The following is a 23674-nucleotide window of genomic DNA, read 5'->3' as shown; positions in this document are numbered from 1 at the left end:
ATTTATTTGCTTTGGACTCTGTAACCAGTATGAGTTTGTATTCATACTTTATCAAAAATGAATTTAAGTATGCTAATCAAGATTCTTATGAGGTTGAACTTTCACTTGAGAATATCAAAGCATTAATTGATATTGGGGAGAAAAAATACGATCGTTGGGTTGATTTTAGACGATACGTTTTAGACAAGATTATTGAAGAAATTAATGAAAGGACTAGTCTTCAATTAGAGTACGATACCATCAAGAAAGGTCGACCTATTGTCGGAGTTCGATTTAAAATTCTTAATAGGCATGCCACTGAAGTTGTTGTATCTAATACTAATGATAAGACTCAAATCTATTTAGATGTCAATTTTGATGATAACGCGCTTGTTAAAGAATTAGGTGCGAAGTTCGATATGACTGTAAGGTCTTGGTACATCTATGCAAACGACCCAAATTATAAACAGTTTAGTAAGTGGTTTAAGACAGAAGGGTGCTTAACTGAATCTCAAGCAAATGTGATAGTTAATGATATTATGTTCCAAATGGATTTTGCTGTAGCTGGCAGTTCAATGAGTGAATTTAAGAAAGAAATGAAATATAAATTAAAAAATAATCCAAATTTTGTAAAAGAAAATAGAAAACGATTGAATGAAATCTTTGGAAAAGACGTTATATGACTGTGTAGCAAGTTGCTACACTTTTTACTATAAGATGTAAAATAAGCTTAATATCAGTTTATGTCATATTTTTATAGGGCTTTGTTGCATAAAGGTTTGAAAGATAGAAGCGATCCTAATTGAGCCAAATTCAAGTGACAACTTGGGTGTGAGGGCGCCCCAATTCTGTGAATTTGTTCAAAAGGGCTACGCGTGCATGAATCTCATTCACCTGACTAGGAAAACTCCTTGCTGTTAATTTATCGCCTAATAATTTGATGCAATGCATCTTGGTTTCCACCAAACTTCGACGGTGATAACCAGACCACTTTTTCCAAAGTGACCTTCCTAGCAGTTTGACTGTTTTCAATAACTCATTTCGCTCTATAGACCTGACTTGCTAATCTTTCCGAGGCTTTGTATTCTTCCTGGGTGGAATGACCGCATGTGCATCACGATTTAAAATGACTTGTCGGCAGTGCTTTGTGTCATAAGCACCATCTGTATAAACTGAATCAATTCGTTCATCCAAGGGAACTTGAGAAAGTAAATCTTCGAGCACTTGTGAATCGCTGACATTATTTGTCGTGAGTTGTACTGTACGTATTTGAAGGGTTTCAGCTTCTATAGCAATATGGAGCTTACGCGATTGGCGACGATATTCAGATCCATGTTTCTTGCATTTCCATTCCCCTCCACCTAGAAATTTCAAGCCAGTAGAGTCCACGAGTAGATGCAGACCATCTCTACTTTTTTGGTAGCTAATTGCAATATCAATATGCTTTTGTCTTCTACAAAGCGTGGTGTAATCTGGTGCTGTCCAATTTAATACACAAATTTTAATCAGACTTTGGACAAAGCCAGTGACCATATGTAAAGATAGACGGAATAAGGATTTAATCATTAACCAGCATTGGATAGCTGCGTCGGAGTAGGTTTGATTTCGCCCTTGTTTGCCTTTTGATGGAGCATACCATTGCGTAGCAGGATCAAACCAAATGGCAATATTTCCGCGACTCATGAGTGCTCGGTTATATGCGGGCCAATTGGTTGTGCGGTAGATTTTGTGTGTAGGCTTCTTCATTTAAAAATTATATCGCTGAAAAAGCCGTTACAGATAGGTTTGTGCAACAAAGCCCTTAGTTGAAAAAACTTTTAGATTTCATGCTCACACACCACCTAAAACAAAAAATATCTGATTGATTTTACAGGCTTTTAATTTAATGTTTTATTCTACCCACTCGCAATATCAACGTTTAGTATCACGACTCACTAACTCATTAACTAAATATGGAGCAGTACGGCTATCTTGATTTTCTGTTATTTGTTTTGGTGTCCCTGCCACAACAATATTCCCACCAGCATTTCCAGCACCTGGTCCCACATCAATCACCCAATCTGCTTGTGCAACGGCACGCATATCATGCTCAATCATAACCACGGTATTACCCGCATCGACTAATCGCTGCAATTGAACTAACAATCGATCTACATCTGATGGATGCAAACCTGTAGTTGGCTCATCAAGTATATACAGTGTATTTCCACGCTGATTGCGTTGCAGCTCGGTCGCCAATTTAATACGTTGCGCTTCTCCACCAGATAGTTCAGTCGCTGGTTGCCCTAAACGTAAATAACCAAGGCCAATTTCCTTTAATAATTGTAGTGAACGAGCAATCGAGACCTCTCCATCAAAAAAATCACGTGCTTCATTGACGGTCATTCCTAATATTTCAGCAATATTACGTCCATTCCAGCGAATTTTCAGAGTGTCATCATTATATCGAGCACCATGACATGTCGGACAAGGGGCATATACACTTGGCATAAACAATAATTCTACACTGACAAAGCCTTCACCTTCACAAGTTTCACATCGCCCTTTAGCCACATTAAACGAAAAACGTCCAGCATCATAATGAGCTTGGTGAGCTTCAGGAGTCCCAGCAAATAACTTTCTAACATGATCAAATAAACCCGTATAAGTTGCCAGATTAGAACGTGGAGTACGACCAATTGGTTTTTGATCAACCTGTACCAGACGCTGTATAGCCTCCACATCACCAGCCAGAGAACCCTGTGTAACCTCGGTAACCAACATTCCTTCATTTAAAGGATTATTTTCATTATTGTTTTTAGTTTCAGATTCATTGCCTAAATATGAAAGTACTAACTCGGGTAAAGCTTGAGAAACGAGACTAGATTTACCCGAACCTGAAATACCTGTAACTGCTGTAAGTACACCAAGAGGTATACGAGCATCAATATTATGCAGGTTATGTCGGTAAATATTGTTAAGTTCAAGCCAACCAGAGGGTGTACGTCCATAACTTTGAGTAACTGGGATTTTATTAAATAAATAACTTGCAGTACGTGAAGCTGAAATCTCACTTAAACCCTGAGGTACTCCACTATATAAAATATTACCACCTTGCTCTCCTGCATCTGGTCCAACATCCACTAACCATTGAGCACGACGCATGAGCTCTAAATCATGCTCTACAACAAATACGGAGTTTCCAGCGTCTCTTAATTTATCGAGAGAATCATATAATGACTGACTATCTGAAGGATGTAATCCAGCAGACGGTTCATCCAGTACATAAACTACACCAAATAGCATAGAACTTAATTGTGTTGCTAAACGCAAACGTTGTAACTCTCCCGCTGAAAGAGTCGGTGTGGCTCTATCTAATGTTAGATAACCAAGACCTAACTGGCGTAATTGATTTAAACGCCCCACCACACCATTTGCTAAACGCTGGGCAGCAATTTTCTTTTCATCTGAAAGTGCTGACGTACGTCTTACATCTGGAGATACAGAATGCACTGCTCTACCTGTTGTTGCTCGTTCAGATCTATCAAGTTGGGTTACTTTATTATTAGTCTTTTCTCCAGCATCATGAGCTTCGAAATTGCCAAGAACAATGGGCTCAAGCAGGCAAGTTAACTTATCCAAAGAAAGTTGCATAAACTCACCAATATCTATTCCAGCAAAGGTAATAGATAAGGCTTCTGGTTTAAGGCGTTTACCATGACAGGAAGGGCATATTTTTCCTTCCATAAAACGTGAAACACGTTTTTTCATCGACGTACTTTGGGTATTAGCAAAAGTATGAAGGACATAGCGACGAGCACCAGTGAAAGTGCCCATATAGCTGGGTTCTAGTTTACGTTTAAGTGCAGATTGAGTCTCAGCGGGGCTTAAACCAGCATAGACAGGAACTGTTGGGGTTTCTTCAGTAAATAAAATCCAGTCTCTATCCGATTGCGGTAAATCTTTCCATGGTCGATCAACATCATACCCTAGGGTTACTAGGATATCGCGTAAGTTTTGCCCGTGCCAAGCAGGTGGCCATGATGCGATAGCTTTCTCACGAATACTCAGTGTTGGGTCAGGAACCATTATCGATTCTGTAACTTCATAAATGTGACCTAAACCATGACAGGTAGGACAAGCGCCTTGAGGAGTGTTCGGTGAAAAGTCCTCGGCATATAACATTGGCTGATCGGCAGGATATGCACCAGCACGCGAATAAATCATTCGCACGAGACTTGATAAAGTTGTTACACTTCCAACAGAAGAACGGGTATTACTTGCACCACGTTGTTGTTGCAATGCTACTGCTGGTGGTAGACCATCAATAGCATCAACATCTGGTACTCCGACCTGATCTATTAAGCGTCTTGCATAAGGTGCAACAGATTCGAAATATCTTCTTTGTGCTTCAGCAAAAATAGTTCCAAAAGCAAGTGATGATTTTCCTGAACCCGATACACCTGAGAAAACAACAAGTGCATTTCTTGGGATAGAAACATCTACATCCTTAAGGTTATGCTCACGTGCACCTCGAACTTCAATACAATTATTAGATAAAGTAATGTTATTGTGTTCACCAAAAGAATGTATTTTCATGTTTCTACGAGCCTGTAAATTATTTTGTGTAAGTCCCATTTTTTTATAAATGATCTTTTAATCGATCATCGAACTGAATCGTAAACCAATTCATTGCTAAACGCCAATTTTGAATTGGCATGGTCCATTTTTTAGCAGCATTTGAAGTTGCTAAATAAATGACCTTTTTCACTGAATCATCAGAACAGAAGATCTTTCTCTTTTTAGTTGAATGGCGGATCACGCTATTCAATGATTCAATTGCATTTGTTGTATAAATCGCATGACGTATTTCAGCAGGATAGCTAAGGATCGTTCGGATATTTTCCCAATTTGCCCGCCAAGATTCTCCAATTTTTGGATACTGGTGATTTCATTGATCGCAGAAGATATCTAGGGACTTTAAAGCATTTTCCTCTGTACTTGCCTGATAGATCGCCTTCAATCCTGCTGTTACAGCTTTGTAGTCCTTCCAGCTCACAAATCTCAGGCTATTGCGTACAACATGCACGATACACAGCTGGATATCAGTATGAGGGTAGACAGAGGCTAGCGCATCAGGAAAGCCTTTTAGTCCTGAGAAGCGCTGCTTCGCAAGGCAGGCTACAAGAATATCTTGCACTCCTCGATTTTTAAGCTCTGTCATGACTGACAGCCAGAATTTGGAACCTTCTGTTTGAGCAAACCACATGCCAAGAAGTTCTTTTTGGCCATCTAGGTTAATGCCTAATGCTAAATAAACTGATTTATTGATTACTGTTGAATGCTGACGAACCTTAACAACAATGCAATCTAAATAGACAACAGGATAAAGACTATCGAGTGTTCTATTTTGCCATTCTGTCACTTGTTTAATGACAGCATCCGTCACCTTACTAATAAGGGAGGCAGATACATCGACATCGTACATTTCTTTAAAAAAAGCAACAATTTCTCTATTTGTCATTCCTTTCGCATATAGCGAAAGAATTTGATCATCCATGCTAGTAATGCGTGTTTGATGCTTCTTAATAATCTGTGGTTCAAAAGAGCCGTCACGATCACGAGGGATATCTAAAGCAAGCTGCCCACCTTGTGTTAGAACTGTTTTGGAGCTAAAACCATTACGTGCATTAGATCCATTCTTAGGTTGATGCTTTTCATAGCCTAAATGTTCAGAAAGCTCAGTATTCAGAGCGGTTTCGATCATGAACTTTTTGAATATGGCTGTCATTTGGTTTAAATCTTCAGGAGTTTTTAAACCTTTAGCTAATTCAGCTGCCATACTTTTGATTGTAGCTTCATCCATGTGAAGTACCTCTTTTTATTATCCTCAGTAGGATAAATGAAAATTAAGTACTTACACAAAATTTAGAACAGTCCCACAACTCATTTTGTTGAACTATATCTGTACAACAACTCTACCTCGAATTTTTCCATCTAAAATTTCATTGGAAATATTTAAAGCATCTGTTAACTGAATTTCAGTCGTTACTGTTTCTAATTTTGTTTGATCTAATTCTGTAGCCAAACGTTCCCATGCTTCTTTTCTTAATTCGATTGGTGCCATCACGCTATCAATTCCATATAAGGTGATCCCTCTTAGAATAAATGGAGCAACTGTTGCTGGAAAATCCATTCCGCCTGCCAAACCACACGCAGCAACTGCACCACGATATTTTGTACTAGCACATGCATTGGCTAAAGTATGGCTTCCAACAGTATCAATCACGCCAGCCCAAACTTCTTTGTTTAATGGCTTTCCTGAGGAAGATAATTCAATACGATCAATAATTTCACTCGCACCTAGATAGGTTAAATATTCTGACTCTTGAGGTCGACCAGTTGAAGCTGTAATCTCATAACCAAGATGATTCAAAATAATAATGGAAATACTACCTACTCCACCATTTGCACCTGTCACTAAAATTTTTCCATCACTTGGTTTAATACCATGTTTTTGTAAAGCCATGACACACAACATTGCGGTATAACCTGCTGTACCAATAACCATCGTATCTTTAAAAGAAAAAGCAGAAGGTTTTTGTATGAGCCAATCACCAGAAACAGTGACTTGCTCGGCTAGCCCTCCAAAATACTTTTCACCCACTCCCCAACCATTTAGTAGAACTTCATCTCTTTCTTTCCATGCTGGATGTTTTGATTCAATCACAACACCCGAAAAGTCGATGCCTGGGGTCAAAGGAAAACTACGCACCACTGGTGAACGCCCAGTAATGGCTAAAGCATCTTTATAATTGAGTGTTGAATATTTGACTTCGACTCTAACCTCTCCTTCTTGTAAAGGCTTTGATGCAATCTCAGTAATTTTTGATGTGTAACCTGCTTCATCTTTAGTAATTACAATACCTTTGTACATAGAACTTCCTCTCTATTTAATTAGACTGTTTGTCTAGAATTAATTAAAAAATAAATACAGACGTCTGCATTTATTTTTTAATGGCTTTGTTGCACAAACCTATCTCTAAAGGCTTATTCCACAATATAATTTTCAAATGAATAAGTCGACACCTAAAATTTATCGCACAACCAATTGGTCTTCATATAACCGGGCTCTCATTAATCGTGGAAATATTGCCATTTGGTTTGATCCTGCTACGCAATGGTATGCCCCATCAAAAGGCAAACAAGGACGAAATCAAACTTACTCCGACGCAGCTATCCAATGCTGCCTAATGATTAAATCTCTCTTTCGATTGTCTTTACGCATGGTCACAGGCTTTGTTCAAAGTCTCATCCATCTTTGTGGGTTAAATTGGATAGCGCCAGACTACACTACAATTTGTAGACGACAACAGCATATTGATATTGTGATTAGCTATCAAAAAAGTTGTGATGGACTGTATCTAATCGTTGAATCTACAGGTCTGAAATTCTTAAGTGAGGGTGAATGGAAGCGTAAAAAACATCAGCCTGAATATCGTCGCCAATGGCGTAAACTACATATTGGTATAGATGCTAAAACCTTACAAATACGCGCTGTTCAGCTCACAACCAACAATGTGAGTGATTCACAGGTACTTGGTGATTTACTCGATCAGATTCCACAAGATGAGAGAGTTGACTCCGTCTATACCAATGGAGCTTATGATACCAAACAGTGCCGACAGGTCATTGCGGATCAGCAAGCACATGCAGTGATTCCACCAAGAAAAAATGCGAAGCCATGGAAAGATAAAAAGATGGGCTCGCTAGAACGCAATGAGTTGCTTCTAACAGTTAAACGTTTAGGAAGAACTATTTGGAAGAAATGGTCAGGCTATCATCGGCGAAGTTTGGTTGAAACCAAGATGCATTGCATCAAATTATTGGGGGATAAACTCAGTGCGAGAAATTTTCAAAGCCAAGTCAATGAGATTCATGCACGTATGGCAGTATTAAATAAATTTACGGACTTAGGCAGACCACATACCCGAGTTGTCACTTAAATTTGAGTAGATATGAGAAGTCTTAACTTTTAAATCTTTGTGCAACAAAGCCATTTAGAATTAGAAATCCCAAAGCAATCATAGAGTCCTTGAGCTAAAATATATTGGACTCTCTGCGAACCTCAAATGAGATTCAGCTATTCGATGGATTGCGGACATCTATCGAACGTTCGATCTCAAACACTATGACGTCAAGATCGGGTACTTAAAATTATCAAAATGATAAAAAGAAGAAATTTAAATGGTGAAATGAAAAATCATGTAAAAAGACTAAAAATCTTGCAATAAGTACAAGGCAACGTAAGATCAGCAGTGAAGTCATTTTAAATTCCTTGTACTGCAATTTGCATTACATGGAACAAACCCACAATAGTTACCGCTATTGTGGGTCATTAGCCCTCTTCTTGATTAAGTTATAAGAAAAAAACCTCTATCATTCGATTGATTCTTTTATATAAATAATAAAGTAAATCTCTGTTTTCGATGAAATTTTATAAAGTTCAGTATTAGACCTGTAGAGAAAACTTATCAAAAGAAGTATTGGTTAATCTTTTTCTTCAACTTCTTCCTTAAACTCAAACAAATCATTCATCGTACAGTTAAAGTATTTACATAACTTATCAGCGACTGGCAATTCGATACGTATAGCACGGTCATAATACATACTTGTCAGCGTATTACGATTAATTCCTGTCGCATGCACCACTTCACTTAATTTTAAAATTTTTCTATCGCCCATGAGGCTAGATAACTTACAAGTAATCATATTTAAATTAATTTACAAAAAATAACTTGCTGTGGGTTATTTGAAGTTGTTGCCTGAGTAATACTTTGCTAAAATTAACCTACAGCAGGTTATTACAACTTATAGAAAGTATATTTTATCCATTTCAATTAAATTATAACTTTTTAAATATAAGGATTGAACCTGCATTAGATTTTTTTGTGGAGATGACCGCCGTGTTACCAAATGAGTTATTAATCAGCCAGCAAGCTCGTGACTTAGGAAATCAATTAATTAAAGAAATGAACATCAATAGAAGTTATGGATTGGCTAATTTTCTTGGAGTAAATACTTGCTATGATAATCATCAGGCTGTACTTATTTGGACATTTCAACTGCTAGAAAGAGAACCTGCCTTAAATGAATTAGCAGAAATTAAAAAATATTTTCTTTTAATCTTTCCAGATAGTGTTTATCAATTAGCCTAAGTTATTTTTAAAAATTATTTTTTTTATATAAAAACACTAAATCAAAGAAAACTTTCTTTTAAAATACCTATTAATTCAAATTCATACGATTTACAGAGTATATGAAGCATAAATTCTTGTTCCTGCTTTATCACTCACTCCTACTAGACCTTAGTAAAGACTAAAATTACATAGCTCTTTTTACTGATACTAAACGATTCATGCCCACACTACGTTCTGCAGCTTCGAGGGCTAGTTTTTGTTGAACCACTGAGAACAAGGACAATAAATTGCCTACTATATTTTTCCGGAGAGTGGTGTAGGAACTTTTTCATTATTGCTAATCATATCAGCGACAACATCAGCAACGAGCTCCTCTATTCCTGAGAATGCTTTAGACTGATCCGCATCATGCTAAGACAATGATGGAAACTCAGCACACAACCCAACATACCCATTATCTTCAGCTGACCATTTAACACGGTAAGTATATTGTTTACTATCCATTTGACACCCCATCATGTTTTAAGTTTATGTATAAAAGTACGATTTTCACTTACTAGTACTTAAATAATCACCCCACCACTGCATCATTTCAGTCCGTTGAGCTAAATAGTCAGCGTGATTATAGCTGGCACGGGTACGGTTCTTATCAATATGTGAAAGTTGTGCCTCAATCCAATTATCTTGGAACAAACCTGAGTCATTCAAAATGGTACTAAAAGTAGAACGTAATCCATGAGAAGATAGTTGATGTTTGCCATACCCCATCTTACGTATGGCCATATTTAGAGTATTAAAATGAATCGGTTGATTGTGTTTGCGAGGGCTAGCAAAAAGGTATTTTTCACCGTATGACCACTGCATGACGTCTTTCAAAATCTCTAAAGCCTGATTTGAAAGTGGAACTAAAAAATCTGGAATCTCATGGCCTAATATGACTTTTCGTCGAAACTGTTTAATATGCAAGGCAGGTATTTTCCAGATTTTTTCATTTAAATCAAAATGATGAGGCTCAGCCAATAACAATTCGGCCCCTCTCACGCCAGTATGTAATTTGAACATCAGTGCTTTTTTAATAATGGGATGGGCATCCAATTTTTGTAATTTATTCTTAAAATCAGATATTTCCTCCGCTTTCAAATACGGATAATTTTTCTTGATTTTGCTGTTAATGGTGATTTTATTTAAACCATGAGCGATGTTGAACTCACAATAACCCATCGCTACAGCGTAGTCATAAATTTGGTTCAAATAACTACAAGCTTTTTTGACAGGTTCTTTTACTTGGCGTCCCTCTATTTTTTTGATTACTGAAACCAGGTCATAGCGCTTGATGTTTTGAAAAGGTAAATCCTGAAGGTCTGGATAAATATCTTGCTGTAAGCATCTTTCTGCTAACTGTAGTACACCACAGCGGGGTAGATCGTTGAAGGCATTCTTCAGTTTGAACTGTAACCACTCCTCCCCGACCTTACCAAAGGTGATAAGATTAGAGGCAGTATCATGTTCAAAACAGAAATTATTGTCTTTAAAGTCATCTCTGACTTGTCGTGCCTTTTTCAGCGATAAATCAGGATAAAGACCTAACTGAATGCGTCGACGTTTTTTAGTTTGTGGATCTGTATAGCGATAGCACCAAGATTTTCTTCCACTCGGCTCAATCTTCAGGCTAAGCCCATCTTCATCGGATAAAAAACAGGTTTTTTCCTTGCAATGAGCTTGGCGAACTTTAATATCAGTAAGACTCATGGAATTTAAATGAAACCTAATAAGGGGTTGATTGGATCAATTATATCAAAATAGAACGCTTTATATATGATGCGTATGATACGCATCATATATTTTTATAAGTATTTGTTAAATAAAGTTTATATATAGATTGGCTATTCCTTAGTGACCAATTAATTAACCATTGATTTCGCAAGTCTTAAATTAACATTTGAAGTGCAACTCTATGTTATGACTATTCACAGTTCTGTTCCATGATTCATGGTTACTTATTACTTATGTTACTATGTCAGGGGCGATACAAGAATTAAGGTAACCTTATGAAAATAGCGAATACGAAATTACTAGCTGGTGCTTTTATGACCCTAACTTTAACTATGCTTAGCCCTGCCGCACTTGCAAATGATAACAATGATATACGAAAGACTGTTGTAGTTAAGTTTGCTAAAAAAGCTTACTCTGCAAATTATTACGGAAGGATAGATGGATACAAGTATGATTCCTACAAATTTTATGCTAAAAAAGGGCAAAAGTTAAAAGTGAGGTTGACTGGAGGAAATGTTGAAACTTACTTATGGGGTAATCAATTAAAAGACTCCATCAATCTTGGAGAATATTCTCCAAAGCTTGATGATAATGGTATTTATATTTTACCTGCTTCAGGTGAGTATGAAATTAGAGTATTACAACCTAGATCACAGGCAAGAAAAGATAAAAAACCTCAATACTGGATGAGTATTAACATTAAATAAAGACTTGCTAGATTCGTTTAAACTTTTATACAAGGGTTCAAAAACTATTGCCAGTTAAACGGGGCGTGATTTTTACGTATATGCGTTTATGTTAGTAAAATGATGTAGTTTACTTGTTTAATACCCCGAGGAATAATTTAATCTTGCTGTGCGTTAGTCACGTTTCTTTCTTTCAGAAGTTGATTATATCTTTCAACGTAACCGTCGTGATATTCAAACTCTTTTGATAGGAATTTGATGGGAAGAATAGGCGAAACTTGTCTTAAATAATGGTAATTCCTTATCTTTAAAATAGAGAACGCCCGATGAAATTCATTAGGCGTTTAATTTAAATAAGTGTCAGCTTATTTTATAACTAGATGTACTTGACAATCACGATTCTTTTTCTAAATTGCCTTTAAAAAATCAATCTTGCTATTTTTGACTTTTCACACCATTTTGTTCAATTTGTACTGCGGCTTGCCAGCTAGGTAGTTGGCTTAAACCTGCTACATAACGTTGGATATGGGGATAATTTTCACCTTGTCCCATATGATAAACTAAAGCATGTAGTCCAAAGCCCATCATAAAGTCAGCACCGGTTAAACGGTCTGCCACTAGAAATTCTTTATCTTTTAAATATTCATTTAAATGGCCGAATACTTTATCGAACTCAACTTGAGTATAATTTTCTAGAAATACCAACTTCGTACCCTGCTTGGTTTCAATCGCATTAAACGTTTTTAATAAAAATGGCAGCATGGCAGAGCTTTCTGAGAAATGAATCCACTGTAGATAATCGACATAGGTAGGTTCATCCATATCTGGTGCTAAATGCGGCGCAAGTTTCTGAATTAATAACTCAACGATTGCGCCTGACTCTGCAATAACTTTGCCATCCCATTCCAATACTGGAGATTTCCCTAAAGGATGGATGTTTTTTAAAGATTCAGGGGCCAAATGCGTGCTTGAGTCACGATAATAGCTTTTCAGCTCATAGGGCTGCTTGATTTCTTCAAGTAACCACAAAATGCGAAAAGAACGTGATTGATCTAAATGATGTAGTGTAATCATAATATTCCTATTTTTTTAAATTTTTACAACCACTTTGCCAAAGTTTTTGCCTTTTAACATACCATTGAAAGCATTGATCGTGTTATCTAAACCTTGCACCATATGCTCTTTATATTTGATTTTTCTGTCTTTCAACCATTCAGACATTTGCTGATTGAATTCCGGATACTGATTGCCATAATCATCAAAAATAATAAAGCCTTGCATGCGAATACGCTTTCTTAAAAGAGTGGAAATAAAGCCAGGTAAACGGTCTGGCCCTTGTGCTTGCTCGGTAGCGTTATACTGCGAAACCACACCACACACCGGTACACGTGCCGCAGAGTTAAGCAATGGCCATACCGCATCAAACACTTTACCCCCTACATTCTCATAATAAATATCAATACCGTTGGGAACTGCTTGTTGTAATTGTTCTGCAAAATTTTCATCATGATAATTGATACAAGCATCGAAGCCGAGTTCTTGTACTGCATAATGGCATTTTTCAGCCCCACCTGCGACGCCAACCACGCGACAACCTTTAAGTTTGCCAATTTGTCCAACTGTAGCACCAACAGGTCCCGTTGCAGCTGCAACGACTAAAGTTTCACCGGCTTTAGGCTGACCAATGTCCAACAACCCCATATAAGCAGTAAAGCCAGGCATCCCCAAAATACCCAATGCCCAAGATGGATGTTCGGGTTGCATACCTAAGCTTTGACATGCAGTCCCATCAGAAATTGCGTAGCCCTGCCAACCATTTCCAGAAAGAACCCACTCGCCTTCTTTGAATTTTGGGTTTTTAGAGGCCATCACTTGACTGACTGTTCCACCGACCATCACTTCGCCAATTTCAACCGGTGCTGCATATGAGGGAGCATCACTCATGCGACCACGCATATAAGGATCGAGTGACAAGTAAATGGTTTTTAACAATATCTCGCCTTGTTTAAGTTCATTGAGCTCAACTTGCTCAATACGAAAATCGCTGTGTTTTGGCTCACCCACTGGCCGTTTAGCTAAAACGATGCGTTGATTAATAACTGTTTTCACACATATAACTCCATGTTTTATTTAAAAGTATTTCTCTTCATAATCAAAAATTATGATTAAAATTTCTTTACATCCATTGTAGATGAGTTATAATAAAAAACAATACGACTGGTCTATTTTTTTTACAATAGAGTAAATAATTAATATGAAGCCTACTCCTATTAAAAAGTCTGAAGCGAAGCGCTTACACATTCTTAACACCAGTTCAGACCTGATTTTGCATAAAGGTTTTACTGGCGTAGGATTACAGGAAATTTTACAGAGCTGTGAGATCCCCAAAGGCTCGTTTTATCATTATTTCCAATCCAAGGAAGCTTTCGGATGTGAATTGGTACAGCATTATGTGGATAATTACCAAGTCCGTTTAAATGATGTATGGCGTAGCGATAAATCCCCTTATCAAAAGCTGATTGAGTATTTTAATTTATGGATAGAAGATCCTGAAACACACTGTGGTTGGGCGAATAGCTGTTTAATTGTGAAACTTGCCGCAGAAGTTGCCGATCTATCTGAAGATATGCGTTCCATTATGTCCGCTGGCGTGGATGATGTAATCCAACGTATTGCTGGTTTAATTGATTTGGGAAAACAGGATCAGTCTATTCAAGCAAATACTGAGGCCTCGACGTTGGCACAAGTACTTTACCAAATGTGGTTAGGTGCAGCATTACTGAGTAAGTTGCAAAAAGATAAAACACCATTACATCAAGCTCTGAGAGCAACTAAATTTCTATTAAAAAGTGAAGATTGATAAAATTTAGATTAAATATCAATTACATAATTAATGACAGCAGCCCAATGATTAGTTATTAATGTGTTGCTATTAGATTAATTTACAATCCATGAGTATAGCGCACAATGAATTCTTCTCCTAAAGCCCTCATGACTCGTATTTTAGTCGGATATTTAGGCTTATATCCCACACTATTACTGGTACTCACTTTATTAAAGCCAATTACTCAGCATCAAAGTTTCCCGATGATGGTGTTGATTGAAGTCATAGTATTAGTGCCAGTAACGCAACTGATTTCTTTCCCACTGGCAGGTTGGCTCATTACACAGCTAAAAATTTTTAAGAATTTGTTTTAATAAGAATTTATGCTGGCAACAGCAATCCTAAGTCCTTATTTTGCCAACCACAAAGGTTGGCAAAATAACTCACTTAGTCAATATTAATCTGCGTAAGCTGGATAATCAATATAGCCTTTTTCCGTCCCACCATACATAGTGCTTGCATCTACTGCATTCAATGGCCAGCCATTGGCGATGCGATCGGGTAAATCTGGATTCGCAATAAATGGGCGTCCAAATGCAATTAAATCGGCCAGCCCTGCCTTTAAAATTCGAGTCCCTCTTTCTGCCGTATATCGACCTGCATAAATAATCCGACCACTGAAAGTGTCTCTGACATCTTTACGAAAATTATGAGGAAGTTCTGGTGCATGATCCCAATCAGCTTCTGCAATCGATAAATAGGCAATCCCAACTTCTTCAAGTATTTTTATGGCTTCAATATAAGTCACATGTGGATCATCTTCAACCAACCCCATATAAACACGATCTTCCTCTGTACTTTCAAATAGCGGGGCAAAACGCACTCCTAAACGATCTGCACCAACCACCTCAGCAACTGCCTGTACTACTTCACGTAAAAAACGCAAACGATTGTTTAGTGATCCACCATATTCATCTTCACGGTGGTTACTATGTGCAGAGATAAATTGATTTACCAAATAACCATTTGCACAATGAATTTCAACCCCATCAAAACCAGCAGCCAATGCATTACGCGCTGCTTGAGCATAGAGTTGCACTAATTCTTTAACTTCTGCATTGCTTAAAGCACGTGGCATTGAAGGATCAGCCAAGGCCCCTGCATTGGGCCCGGTTTCAATAAAGACTTTAACATTACTATCAGCCCTAATAGCCGAGGGCGCGACCGGTGATGCGTGATCGGGTTGCAAAGATGTATGTGAAACACGCCCAACATGCCAAAGTTGTGCAAAAATAATGCCTCCTTTAGCATGCACTGCTTCCGTCACTTTACGCCATCCAGCAATCTGTTCAGGGCTGTAAATACCGGGAGTCCAAGCATAGCCTTGACCACGTGGCTCGATTTGCGTACCTTCGGTCACCATAAATCCTGCCCCGGCACGCTGTTGATAATAGGTTGCCATCAGTTCATTTGGAATATTCCCTGGCTGAGTACTACGCGACCGCGTTAATGGTGGCAATACAATACGGTTTTGCAAAACATAAGGGCCTAAGCTTAAGTTTTGAAAAAGTTTGCTGTCTTTCATTTCATTGAATCCAAGTCATCATGGCTTAATTGATCTAAATTAAAAAAAATAACCTTCCTTCCTGTATATAGAAAAATAAAGGAAGGAAAGCTATTCACTCAGGCCCTTCACCATTAAGTGAGGGTTATTTTGCTTATTGCGCCAGTTGCTCAGAGTCAGAAGTTTATTCACTGCTAAGCACCACAACAGAGACTAGCTACTCTTTATTTCAACAATTGAAGTAATGCTGTAGCGGTTGCAGCAGAAGATGCTGGATTTTGTCCAGTAACCAGCAAGCCATCTACTTGAACATATACTTGCCAATCATCCACTTTAGAATAATGACCACCGTTTTCTTTAAGCATGTCTTCGACTAAAAATGGTACAATTTCAGTCAAACCTACAGCGGCCTCCTCAGTATTGGTGAAACCAGTCACTAATTTACCGCTAACTAAAGGCGCTCCATTACTCGCTTTCACATGTCGAAAAACACCCGGGGCATGACACACTGCTGCAACAGGTTTGCCAGACTGAATCGCCTGTTCAATCACAGAAATTGAAATCGGATCTTCTGCTAAATCCCACAATGGGCCATGCCCGCCTGGATAAAACACTGCATCATAATCAGCTACAGAAATTTCGCTAAGTTTATGCGTCTGTGCCAATGCTTGCATTGCAGTTGGATCAGCTTCAAAACGATGAGTGGTTTCAGTTTGCGCATCGGCCAAATTACTTTTCGGATCTAGTGGTGGCTGCCCACCTTGAGGCGACGCCAGCGTAACTTCAGCACCAGAGTCAATAAAGGTGTAATACGGTGCAGCAAGTTCTTCTAGCCAGAAACCTGTTTTCTTACCAGTATTGCCAAGTTGATCATGTGAGGTTAAAACGATTAAAATTTTCATGTTATTTCTCCGATATTTTTCAGGATTGAGGAGCATTGTTGCATGATCACTTGTCGTGTAACGTGACCATGACAGATACGCTTATTTAGATACTCGTCTCGAGAATTTGGCGACTGATCTCTAATGAAACAGTTTTATGTTCGCCTAGCTGTGTAAGATTGTGTGATTTAAGTTGCGTAATGATGATCTCAATATCTGTCTCCCCCAGTCCATAATCGCTAAGACGAGTCGGCAATCCAAGTTGCTCAAAGAAGGCTCGAGTACGAGCAATAGCAGTATCAATACGTTGTTCTTCATCACCTTCGACAATCTGCCAGACTCGAGCTGCATACTGTAGTAATTTTTCTCGCTTCTCTTGACGACGCACTTGTAGATTGGCCGGCAACACAATGGCCAAGGTACGAGCATGATCAATACCATGTAAAGCCGTGAGCTCATGCCCAATCAAATGAGTTGACCAATCTTGTGGTACACCAGCTCCAATTAGCCCATTCAGTGCCATGCTAGCAGCCCACATCAAATTCGCACGCGTGTCATAATCTGCTGAATCTTCCAAGATTTTCGGTCCAATCTCAATCAGAGTTTGCAATAGACCTTCGGCAAAACGATCTTGTACTTGTGCATTGACAGGGTAAGTTAAGTACTGTTCCATGACATGAACAAATGCATCGACCACGCCATTTGCTAATTGGCGCGTCGGCAAGCTAAAAGTTTTATTCGGATCCAGTACGGAAAATTGCGGAAAAACATAGGGGCTGTTAAATGACAATTTGGCTTGGGTCGATTTTCTGGTTACTACCCCACCGCTATTCATTTCTGAACCAGTTGCCGGAAGGGTGAGTACACTCGCAAAAGGCAAAGCTTGAGTAATTTTAGTACCATGGGTTTCTAAAATCTCCCATGTATCCCCTGTATAATTGACTGCTGCTGCAATAAATTTAGTACCATCAATTACCGATCCGCCACCGACAGCCATCAAGAAATCTATCTTTTGTTCTCGAATCAGCTCTACAGCTTTCATGAGGGTTTCATAACTCGGATTCGGCTCAATTCCGCCAAATTCATGAATTTCTCTTGCACCTAATGCTTCACGCACCTCAGCTAAAGTACCATTCTTACGTGCACTTTCACCACCAAACAACATTAATACTTTTGCTTCTGTAGGCACATAGTCATTGATTTTAGCTATTGTATCGCCACCAAAAATAATGCGAGTCGGATTATAAAAGTTAAAATTCAACATATTTTTATCCTAGGATGATCAGCTAATTGATTTGAAAAACCACCGTTATTCATCAAATAAACTTTAAAAAAATTGGACAACACTGCGGCTTTTGACTGCACTATGTGCTAACTATACACAAAAATAGACCAGTCGTCTATTTTTATAAAAATTATTTCAGCTTGCCGACCTTAGTGATGGTTAAACACATTCAGGCTTGTTCTATACCACTTTTATTCTTGATGTATTTTCACGAGCGATTGTTGAATGGAAGGTATCAACACGCATGACTACTGACATGGTCGTGAACGCATTGGCTAAAGCAGTGAATGGCTCATACAAAATAGCAATGATTAAATATTTTAAAAGCAGATTGGCACGGTTTAGCAGATGTACAAATGCGACAGTAAATTAGATAGATTGGTTCAATATAAAGCGTGTAAATAGTTGCATTTGTTTATTTACCCTGTTTTGGATATTGACCCTTGTAAATGATGAGATTAAGCCATTAAATAAAGTAGCCCAACTTGAATAGAAAGCCTCTGACAAACATCATAGGGTTGAAGTGCTGCCTTACATTCAAAATTTCAGACAGCACCCTCATACATTTAAGCATCGGTTTAAGCTGGTAGTTTACTCGCCAAAACATCTACTTTTTCAATAGACGGTGGCTCTGAAAATAGCTCTTCGGCCTGAGCCATCAACGCAGCTGCAACCTTGCCAGATAAATGCGCTTGGCGACCCGCCTCATCAGGAAATGCATCAAAAATACCAAATGTTGTAGGTCCAAGACGTAGGCCAAACCACGCAACTGTCGCAGGTTCTTCCATTACAATAGGTAAACCGGCTTTAAGAAAAGCTTCCACTTCGTCTTCTTTACCCGGTTTAGCTTCAAGACGGACATATAAAGCTGTTTTAAGCATGACTAAAACTCCATAATTGATTAGAATTCAAACTGATTCTGACATTGCTAATGTATGCATGTCAGAAAGTTTTGTTGTATAAAAGTTAGAAAAAATTCCCATAGCTGAGCCAAAATTTAGGTTTTTATTTCGACATAATGCTATGAATTTATTCAAGTTAATATCATTAACATTTGAATCAAAAAATCAAGATATGAGATGATTAAATTCAATCTTATTTATATAAGGATCAATTGACTCTACCTTAGCTTTATAAGCTGACCTCTTCATCTGGAAATTATATTGCTCAAGAAGCATTCAAGAACAATATTGTACATCCTCATATCTATGAAAGTTATTTAGCTAGGAATTTGCTGTGAAACTCTATATGTTTCTCTATAAAGCTCGCAATGAAGTAATAGCTATGGTCATACCCTTCTCTTAGGTTAAGTGTAAGAGGATATTCTTGTTCCAAACAAATATCACTAAGAAGCTTAGGCCTTAACTGTTCTTCAAGAAAATCATCAGCTGTTCCTTGATCGACTAAAATAGGTAAATGAACTTCAGCGTTTTTGATTAATTCAATCGCATCATAGCTTTTCCATAAAGTTTCGGTTTCACCTAGGTAGTGTGTAAAAGCCTTTTTCCCCCAAGGTACTTGGCTAGGTGCAACAATTGGTGCAAAAGCAGAAATACTTTTATACAGCTCAGGATTTTTTAATCCAATTACTAATGCACCATGACCACCCATGCTATGACCCATAATACTTTGGACTTGATTGGTCGGAAAATTCAGGTCAATCAGATTTCTGAGCTCTTCCACAATATAATCATACATTTTGAAATGCTGCGACCAGGGTGCTTGTGTTGCATTCACATAGAATCCTGCGCCTTGGCCTAAATCATAATCTGCATGATCTGGTACATCCTCTCCACGTGGGCTGGTATCTGGTGCAACAATAATGACTTTATGTTCAGCCGCATACTTTTGTGCTCCGGCTTTAGTAATAAAGTTCTGTTCGTTGCAAGTCAATCCTGATAACCAATATAACACTGGCAACCGCTCATCTTTGTCATGAGGTGGCAGATATATTGAGAATTTCATTGAACAGTTTAATGCTATTGACTGATGGCGATACACTTCTTGCGATCCACCAAAAGAAGCATGCTTCTCAATTATTTCCATAATCAATTACCTATGTTGAGCAAGACTTCATGAGAAATCAAGTAAACAAAGAGTCTTACATTCTCCACAGAGAATAGTGATAAAGATTTAAAATGTAGGCAGGTTTATTGAACCTATACACGATGCCTACACAGATAGATCTGTTTTACAGATGATGTGCCGTTTTAGAGGATTCCATGCATGTCATTCATGATGCACATGCATGGAAAAGTATAAGGTCTGACGCAATTATTCGTAATGAATTACAGTACGAATTGACTTACCTTCATGCATTAGATCAAAGGCTTCATTGATCTGATCCAAGCCCATCGTATGTGTCACAAATGGTTCTAATTGAATTTTACCTTTCATGGCATCTTCAACCATTCCTGGAAGTTGCGTACGACCTTTTACACCACCAAAGGCAGAACCTAGCCATTTACGACCAGTAACCAGTTGGAATGGACGGGTAGAGATTTCCTGACCTGCGCCAGCTACACCAATAATTACGGATTGTCCCCAGCCACGGTGTGCACTTTCAAGGGCTGCACGCATCACATTCACGTTACCAATACATTCAAATGAATGATCTACACCCCAGCCAGTCATTTCGACAATTACTTGCTGGATTGGTTTATCGTAATCTTTAGGGTTCAAGAAGTCCGTTGCACCAAACTCTTTTGCCAGCGCAAATTTATCTGGATTCATGTCAACCACAATAATACGCCCTGCTTTAGCTTGACGTGCGGCTTGTACGACTGCCAAACCAATACCACCTAAACCAAAGACCGCAACACTATCACCTTCTTGTACTTTAGCCGTGTTATGTACTGCACCGATACCCGTTGTTACCCCACAACCCAGTAAGCAGACATGTTCGTGATTGGCTTCAGGATTGATTTTAGCCAATGATACTTCTGCCACTACAGTGTATTCACTGAACGTTGAGCAGCCCATATAGTGGTAAATCGGTTGACCGTTGTAGGAAAAACGAGTGGTACCATCTGGCATTACGCCTCTACCTTGAGTTTCGCGAACGGAAATACACAAGTTCGATTTTCCAGATTTACAGAATACGCACTCGCCACATTCAGCAGTGTAAAGTGGAATTACATGATCACCTGGTTTGACGCTAGTCACGCCTTCACCAACCTCAACTACAACACCAGCACCTTCATGCCCGAGAATAGCGGGAAAAACACCTTCAGGATCATCGCCAGATAAAGTAAATGCGTCTGTATGACACACACCGGTATGGGAGATCTTGATTAATACTTCACCTTTCTTCGGTGGTGCAACATCAACTTCAACAATTTGAAGAGGTTGACCAGGACCAAACGCAACAGCAGCACGTGACTTCATGGAATAATTCCTTATACAGATCTATTTTAAATATGATTTTAAAATCTTGGCGATTTCAGCCAATTCTTCTTTTCGTTGTTGTTCTGTGGTTTCACCTGATACTAAAGTGTCCTTTAAATGAACCTCCAACATTTCATTCATTAAACCATTAATAGCACCGCGCACAGAGCATATTTGTTGCAGAATTGCACCACATTCCACATTGTCTTCTAACGCTTTTTCAATCGCTTGCGTCTGACCTTTGATCTTTCTGACGCGTAGAAGAATCTTTTTTTTGTCTTCAACCTGATTAGGCATCAGACCTCCTTATTTGCTAGTGTTAATACTATAGTACCCTATAGTATAAAAAAGAACAATATTTTTTTATAAATCGAAAAGGCTTTGTACGAGATGACCAAAAACGGGCAGTTGGCTTGGTGAACCGTAATTTTAGTGCTGATCATCCTGACCCTTGCGAAGCAGTGCTTTTTGTATGTCAGGTCGCAGACTTCAGCTATATTCAAACAAATTCAGGCTAGGTCTATACCGCCCTTATTATTGATGTGTTCTCACGCGCAATTGTTGGATGGAAAGTATCAACACGGATGAATAGAGATATGGTGCTTGATGCACTGGAGCAAGTATTACGTGACCGATGTATGCCAAAGAATGTAATTCATGATTTAAATAGAGGTGTGCAATATCTTTCTATTCGTTTTCCTGTTAGAGGCAGCAAATTTAGGAGCATCAGTCGGTACAACTGGTGATTCCTATGATAATGCTTTGGCTGAAACGGTGAATGGCTTATACAAAACTGAGGTGATTGACTATTGAAAAGCAGATGTACAACTTGCGATATTAAATTGGGTAGATTGGTTCAATAAAAAGCGTGTACACAGTGCATTGGTTATGTATCGCCTTTTGATTTTGAAACAAAGTATTATGATAAAATTAACCCGTTAGTTCAGGTGGCCCAACTTAAATAAAAAGTCTCCTACAAACCCAGTACGGTTCACTCTGCTATCAAAGGCTTTATGCAACAAAGCCTCATGGAAATAAAGACAAAAGTGACTTTTAAATCTGAAAAAATCAAAATTGTGGTCTCAAAATTGCTTTATAAAAATATTGAAAAAAGTGAAGAACATTAAATTTATGTTACAAAACTCTAAGCGTATTGGTTTTTTATTACTCGATAACTTTTCAATGATTGCTTTCTCAAACATGGTTGAAGTCTTGCGTATGGCTAATTATGTTACAGAAGACAATTTATACCAATGGAATGTAACGGGTTTAGATGGTCATCATAGCTGCGCAAGCAATGGTCTTCAAATACAACATACCTGTGTTTGGTCACATTTACTGAACATGGATATAGTTTTTATTTGTGGTGGTTTTCAACTTTATAAAAATATGACAGTACGCTTAAAGAATTTTTTATATAGGTTGGATCAACAAAAAATTGCTTTAGGTGGTTTATGTACAGGCGCTTATGTATTAGCGAAAGCCAATCTACTAAATGGCTTTCGTGCTAGCCTTCATTGGGAAAATACCTTAGCGGCACAAGAAGAGTTTCCATTAGTACAGTTTACCCCACATATTTTTACCATTGATGCGAACCGTTTTACCTGTTCTGGTGGGCTTGCAGCGATTGATTTAGGCTTGGCACTTGTTGAAATACACTATCCAAATATTGCTAAAAGAATCTGTGAGCAATTTATTGTTCATCAAGTGCGTGAGAGCAATGAAATTCAACATCAACCTATTGCTGAACATAAGAAAAAACTTGATTTTCAGATTCAAGAAGTATTGCGCTTAATGGAAAATAATATTAATGAGCCTTTAACTATTGCTGAAATTGCACAGCATGTAAAAATTCAACCGCGTACTTTAGAGCGCTTGTTTAAAATGAATCTACAATTGGCTCCAAAAGAATATTATTTAAAACTAAGACTCACCTATGCACAGAATCTACTTAAACAGTCTACGTTAAACATTTCAAATATTGCTTTGGCATGTGGTTTTTGTAATGTATCTAGTTTTACTAAAGCCTATAAAGCTTTTTTTAACTATTCCCCCAAATTTGAACGTAACATTCTGGATTTTGCTCATTAGTGTTTTTTAGTCTTGTCGGTTTTTG

General features: G+C 38.1%; 20 protein-coding genes and 5 pseudogenes. 9 read left to right on the top strand and 16 right to left on the bottom strand.

From position 1 onward, the window contains the following. Positions 1 to 662 (top strand): replication initiation protein (locus tag J671_RS19055; RefSeq protein ID WP_031983109.1); only part of this gene is annotated, 662 nt, incomplete at its 5' end. Positions 663 to 792: 130 nt separating this feature from the next. Here the strand turns inward: J671_RS19055 and J671_RS0104870 are convergent. The 4 genes and pseudogenes from J671_RS0104870 to J671_RS19035 all read right to left on the bottom strand — a co-directional run bounded on the left by J671_RS0104870 (position 793) and on the right by J671_RS19035 (position 6895). Next, positions 793 to 1725: pseudogene (locus J671_RS0104870) on the bottom strand (IS5 family transposase). A 165-nt stretch (positions 1726 to 1890) separates the two neighbouring features. After that, positions 1891 to 4557, bottom strand: a complete 2667-nt coding sequence (locus J671_RS19050) for an excinuclease ABC subunit UvrA (RefSeq protein ID WP_005804864.1) — start codon at positions 4555 to 4557, stop codon at positions 1891 to 1893. A gap of 43 nt (positions 4558 to 4600) precedes the next feature. Next, positions 4601 to 5824, bottom strand: a pseudogene (locus J671_RS19040) (IS256 family transposase). A 93-nt stretch (positions 5825 to 5917) separates the two neighbouring features. After that, positions 5918 to 6895, bottom strand: coding sequence for an MDR family oxidoreductase (locus J671_RS19035; RefSeq protein ID WP_000276416.1), 978 nt, complete (start codon positions 6893 to 6895; stop codon positions 5918 to 5920). Between the two features lie 136 nt (positions 6896 to 7031). Here J671_RS19035 and J671_RS19030 point away from each other — a divergent pair, with 136 nt between their 5' ends. Further along, a complete protein-coding gene (locus J671_RS19030; protein ID WP_001043693.1) occupies positions 7032 to 7964 on the top strand; it encodes an IS5-like element ISAba13 family transposase in 933 nt (310 codons plus the stop codon). 544 nt (positions 7965 to 8508) lie between these two features. On the opposite strand, the gene J671_RS19025 is transcribed toward J671_RS19030, so the two are convergent. After that, positions 8509 to 8730 (bottom strand): helix-turn-helix domain-containing protein, encoded by a 222-nt coding sequence (locus J671_RS19025; RefSeq protein WP_000627021.1) that lies wholly within the window; start codon positions 8728 to 8730, stop codon positions 8509 to 8511. Positions 8731 to 8924: 194 nt separating this feature from the next. Here J671_RS19025 and J671_RS19020 point away from each other — a divergent pair, with 194 nt between their 5' ends. Beyond that, positions 8925 to 9176, top strand: a complete 252-nt coding sequence (locus tag J671_RS19020) for a hypothetical protein (protein WP_000937271.1) — start codon at positions 8925 to 8927, stop codon at positions 9174 to 9176. Between the two features lie 276 nt (positions 9177 to 9452). Here J671_RS19020 and J671_RS26075 read toward each other — a convergent pair. Further along, positions 9453 to 9674: pseudogene (locus J671_RS26075) on the bottom strand (antitoxin HicB). Positions 9675 to 9707: 33 nt separating this feature from the next. Beyond that, on the bottom strand, positions 9708 to 10907 hold the full coding sequence (locus tag J671_RS19015) for a tyrosine-type recombinase/integrase (protein ID WP_000059636.1): 1200 nt from the start codon (positions 10905 to 10907) through the stop codon (positions 9708 to 9710). Between the two features lie 299 nt (positions 10908 to 11206). Here J671_RS19015 and J671_RS19010 point away from each other — a divergent pair, with 299 nt between their 5' ends. Continuing rightward, the gene (locus tag J671_RS19010) at positions 11207 to 11638 is read left to right on the top strand and encodes a PPC domain-containing protein (protein WP_000684953.1); all 432 of its coding nucleotides are present in this window, start codon (positions 11207 to 11209) and stop codon (positions 11636 to 11638) included. A 414-nt stretch (positions 11639 to 12052) separates the two neighbouring features. Here the strand turns inward: J671_RS19010 and J671_RS19005 are convergent, their stop codons facing one another. Both J671_RS19005 and J671_RS19000 read right to left on the bottom strand, forming a co-directional pair. Continuing rightward, positions 12053 to 12691: a glutathione S-transferase family protein gene (locus J671_RS19005; protein WP_000631290.1), complete on the bottom strand. Its 639-nt coding sequence runs from the start codon at positions 12689 to 12691 to the stop codon at positions 12053 to 12055. Between the two features lie 15 nt (positions 12692 to 12706). Next, positions 12707 to 13726 (bottom strand): NADP-dependent oxidoreductase, encoded by a 1020-nt coding sequence (locus J671_RS19000; RefSeq protein ID WP_000859510.1) that lies wholly within the window; start codon positions 13724 to 13726, stop codon positions 12707 to 12709. Between the two features lie 145 nt (positions 13727 to 13871). Here J671_RS19000 and J671_RS18995 point away from each other — a divergent pair, with 145 nt between their 5' ends. Continuing rightward, positions 13872 to 14477, top strand: a complete 606-nt coding sequence (locus tag J671_RS18995) for a TetR/AcrR family transcriptional regulator (protein ID WP_000805351.1) — start codon at positions 13872 to 13874, stop codon at positions 14475 to 14477. A gap of 107 nt (positions 14478 to 14584) precedes the next feature. Then, positions 14585 to 14815 carry a hypothetical protein gene (locus J671_RS18990; protein ID WP_001088959.1) on the top strand — a complete coding sequence of 77 codons (231 nt, stop codon included), beginning with the start codon at positions 14585 to 14587 and terminating at the stop codon, positions 14813 to 14815. A gap of 83 nt (positions 14816 to 14898) precedes the next feature. Here J671_RS18990 and J671_RS18985 read toward each other — a convergent pair whose 3' ends face one another. The 3 genes from J671_RS18985 to J671_RS18975 form a co-directional block, all read right to left on the bottom strand. Continuing rightward, complete coding sequence (locus J671_RS18985) at positions 14899 to 16026, bottom strand: alkene reductase (RefSeq protein ID WP_000655283.1); 1128 nt, start codon at positions 16024 to 16026, stop codon at positions 14899 to 14901. 203 nt (positions 16027 to 16229) lie between these two features. Then, complete coding sequence (locus J671_RS18980) at positions 16230 to 16907, bottom strand: type 1 glutamine amidotransferase domain-containing protein (RefSeq protein ID WP_000697979.1); 678 nt, start codon at positions 16905 to 16907, stop codon at positions 16230 to 16232. Positions 16908 to 16992: 85 nt separating this feature from the next. Continuing rightward, positions 16993 to 18150 carry an iron-containing alcohol dehydrogenase gene (locus tag J671_RS18975; RefSeq protein ID WP_000931663.1) on the bottom strand — a complete coding sequence of 386 codons (1158 nt, stop codon included), beginning with the start codon at positions 18148 to 18150 and terminating at the stop codon, positions 16993 to 16995. Positions 18151 to 18334: 184 nt separating this feature from the next. Here J671_RS18975 and J671_RS26340 point away from each other — a divergent pair. Further along, a pseudogene (locus tag J671_RS26340) lies at positions 18335 to 18664 on the top strand (IS3 family transposase); the annotation flags it as partial. A gap of 85 nt (positions 18665 to 18749) precedes the next feature. On the opposite strand, the gene J671_RS18970 reads toward J671_RS26340, so the two are convergent. From J671_RS18970 to J671_RS18955, 4 genes are all read right to left on the bottom strand, one after another. Next, complete coding sequence (locus J671_RS18970; RefSeq protein WP_000920558.1) at positions 18750 to 19052, bottom strand: putative quinol monooxygenase; 303 nt, start codon at positions 19050 to 19052, stop codon at positions 18750 to 18752. Between the two features lie 334 nt (positions 19053 to 19386). Next, on the bottom strand, positions 19387 to 20217 hold the full coding sequence (gene fghA, locus J671_RS18965) for an S-formylglutathione hydrolase (RefSeq protein WP_000402510.1): 831 nt from the start codon (positions 20215 to 20217) through the stop codon (positions 19387 to 19389). A gap of 228 nt (positions 20218 to 20445) precedes the next feature. After that, positions 20446 to 21558: an S-(hydroxymethyl)glutathione dehydrogenase/class III alcohol dehydrogenase gene (locus J671_RS18960; protein ID WP_000842149.1), complete on the bottom strand. Its 1113-nt coding sequence runs from the start codon at positions 21556 to 21558 to the stop codon at positions 20446 to 20448. Positions 21559 to 21579: 21 nt separating this feature from the next. Then, positions 21580 to 21855, bottom strand: coding sequence for a metal/formaldehyde-sensitive transcriptional repressor (locus J671_RS18955; protein ID WP_001133624.1), 276 nt, complete (start codon positions 21853 to 21855; stop codon positions 21580 to 21582). Positions 21856 to 21944: 89 nt separating this feature from the next. On the opposite strand from J671_RS18955, the pseudogene J671_RS25345 reads away from it, so the two are divergent. Both J671_RS25345 and J671_RS18950 read left to right on the top strand, forming a co-directional pair. Further along, positions 21945 to 22523, top strand: a pseudogene (locus J671_RS25345) (DDE-type integrase/transposase/recombinase); the annotation flags it as partial. Between the two features lie 166 nt (positions 22524 to 22689). Further along, positions 22690 to 23649 carry a GlxA family transcriptional regulator gene (locus J671_RS18950; protein WP_000941154.1) on the top strand — a complete coding sequence of 320 codons (960 nt, stop codon included), beginning with the start codon at positions 22690 to 22692 and terminating at the stop codon, positions 23647 to 23649. Positions 23650 to 23674 lie beyond the last annotated feature (25 nt).

Origin of the sequence: Acinetobacter sp. 1130196, from assembly GCF_000588095.1 — a bacterium.
Taxonomy (GTDB): domain Bacteria; phylum Pseudomonadota; class Gammaproteobacteria; order Pseudomonadales; family Moraxellaceae; genus Acinetobacter; species Acinetobacter nosocomialis.
Note: the sequence above shows the minus strand (reverse complement) of the source record. Positions and strands in the feature narration are given on the sequence as shown.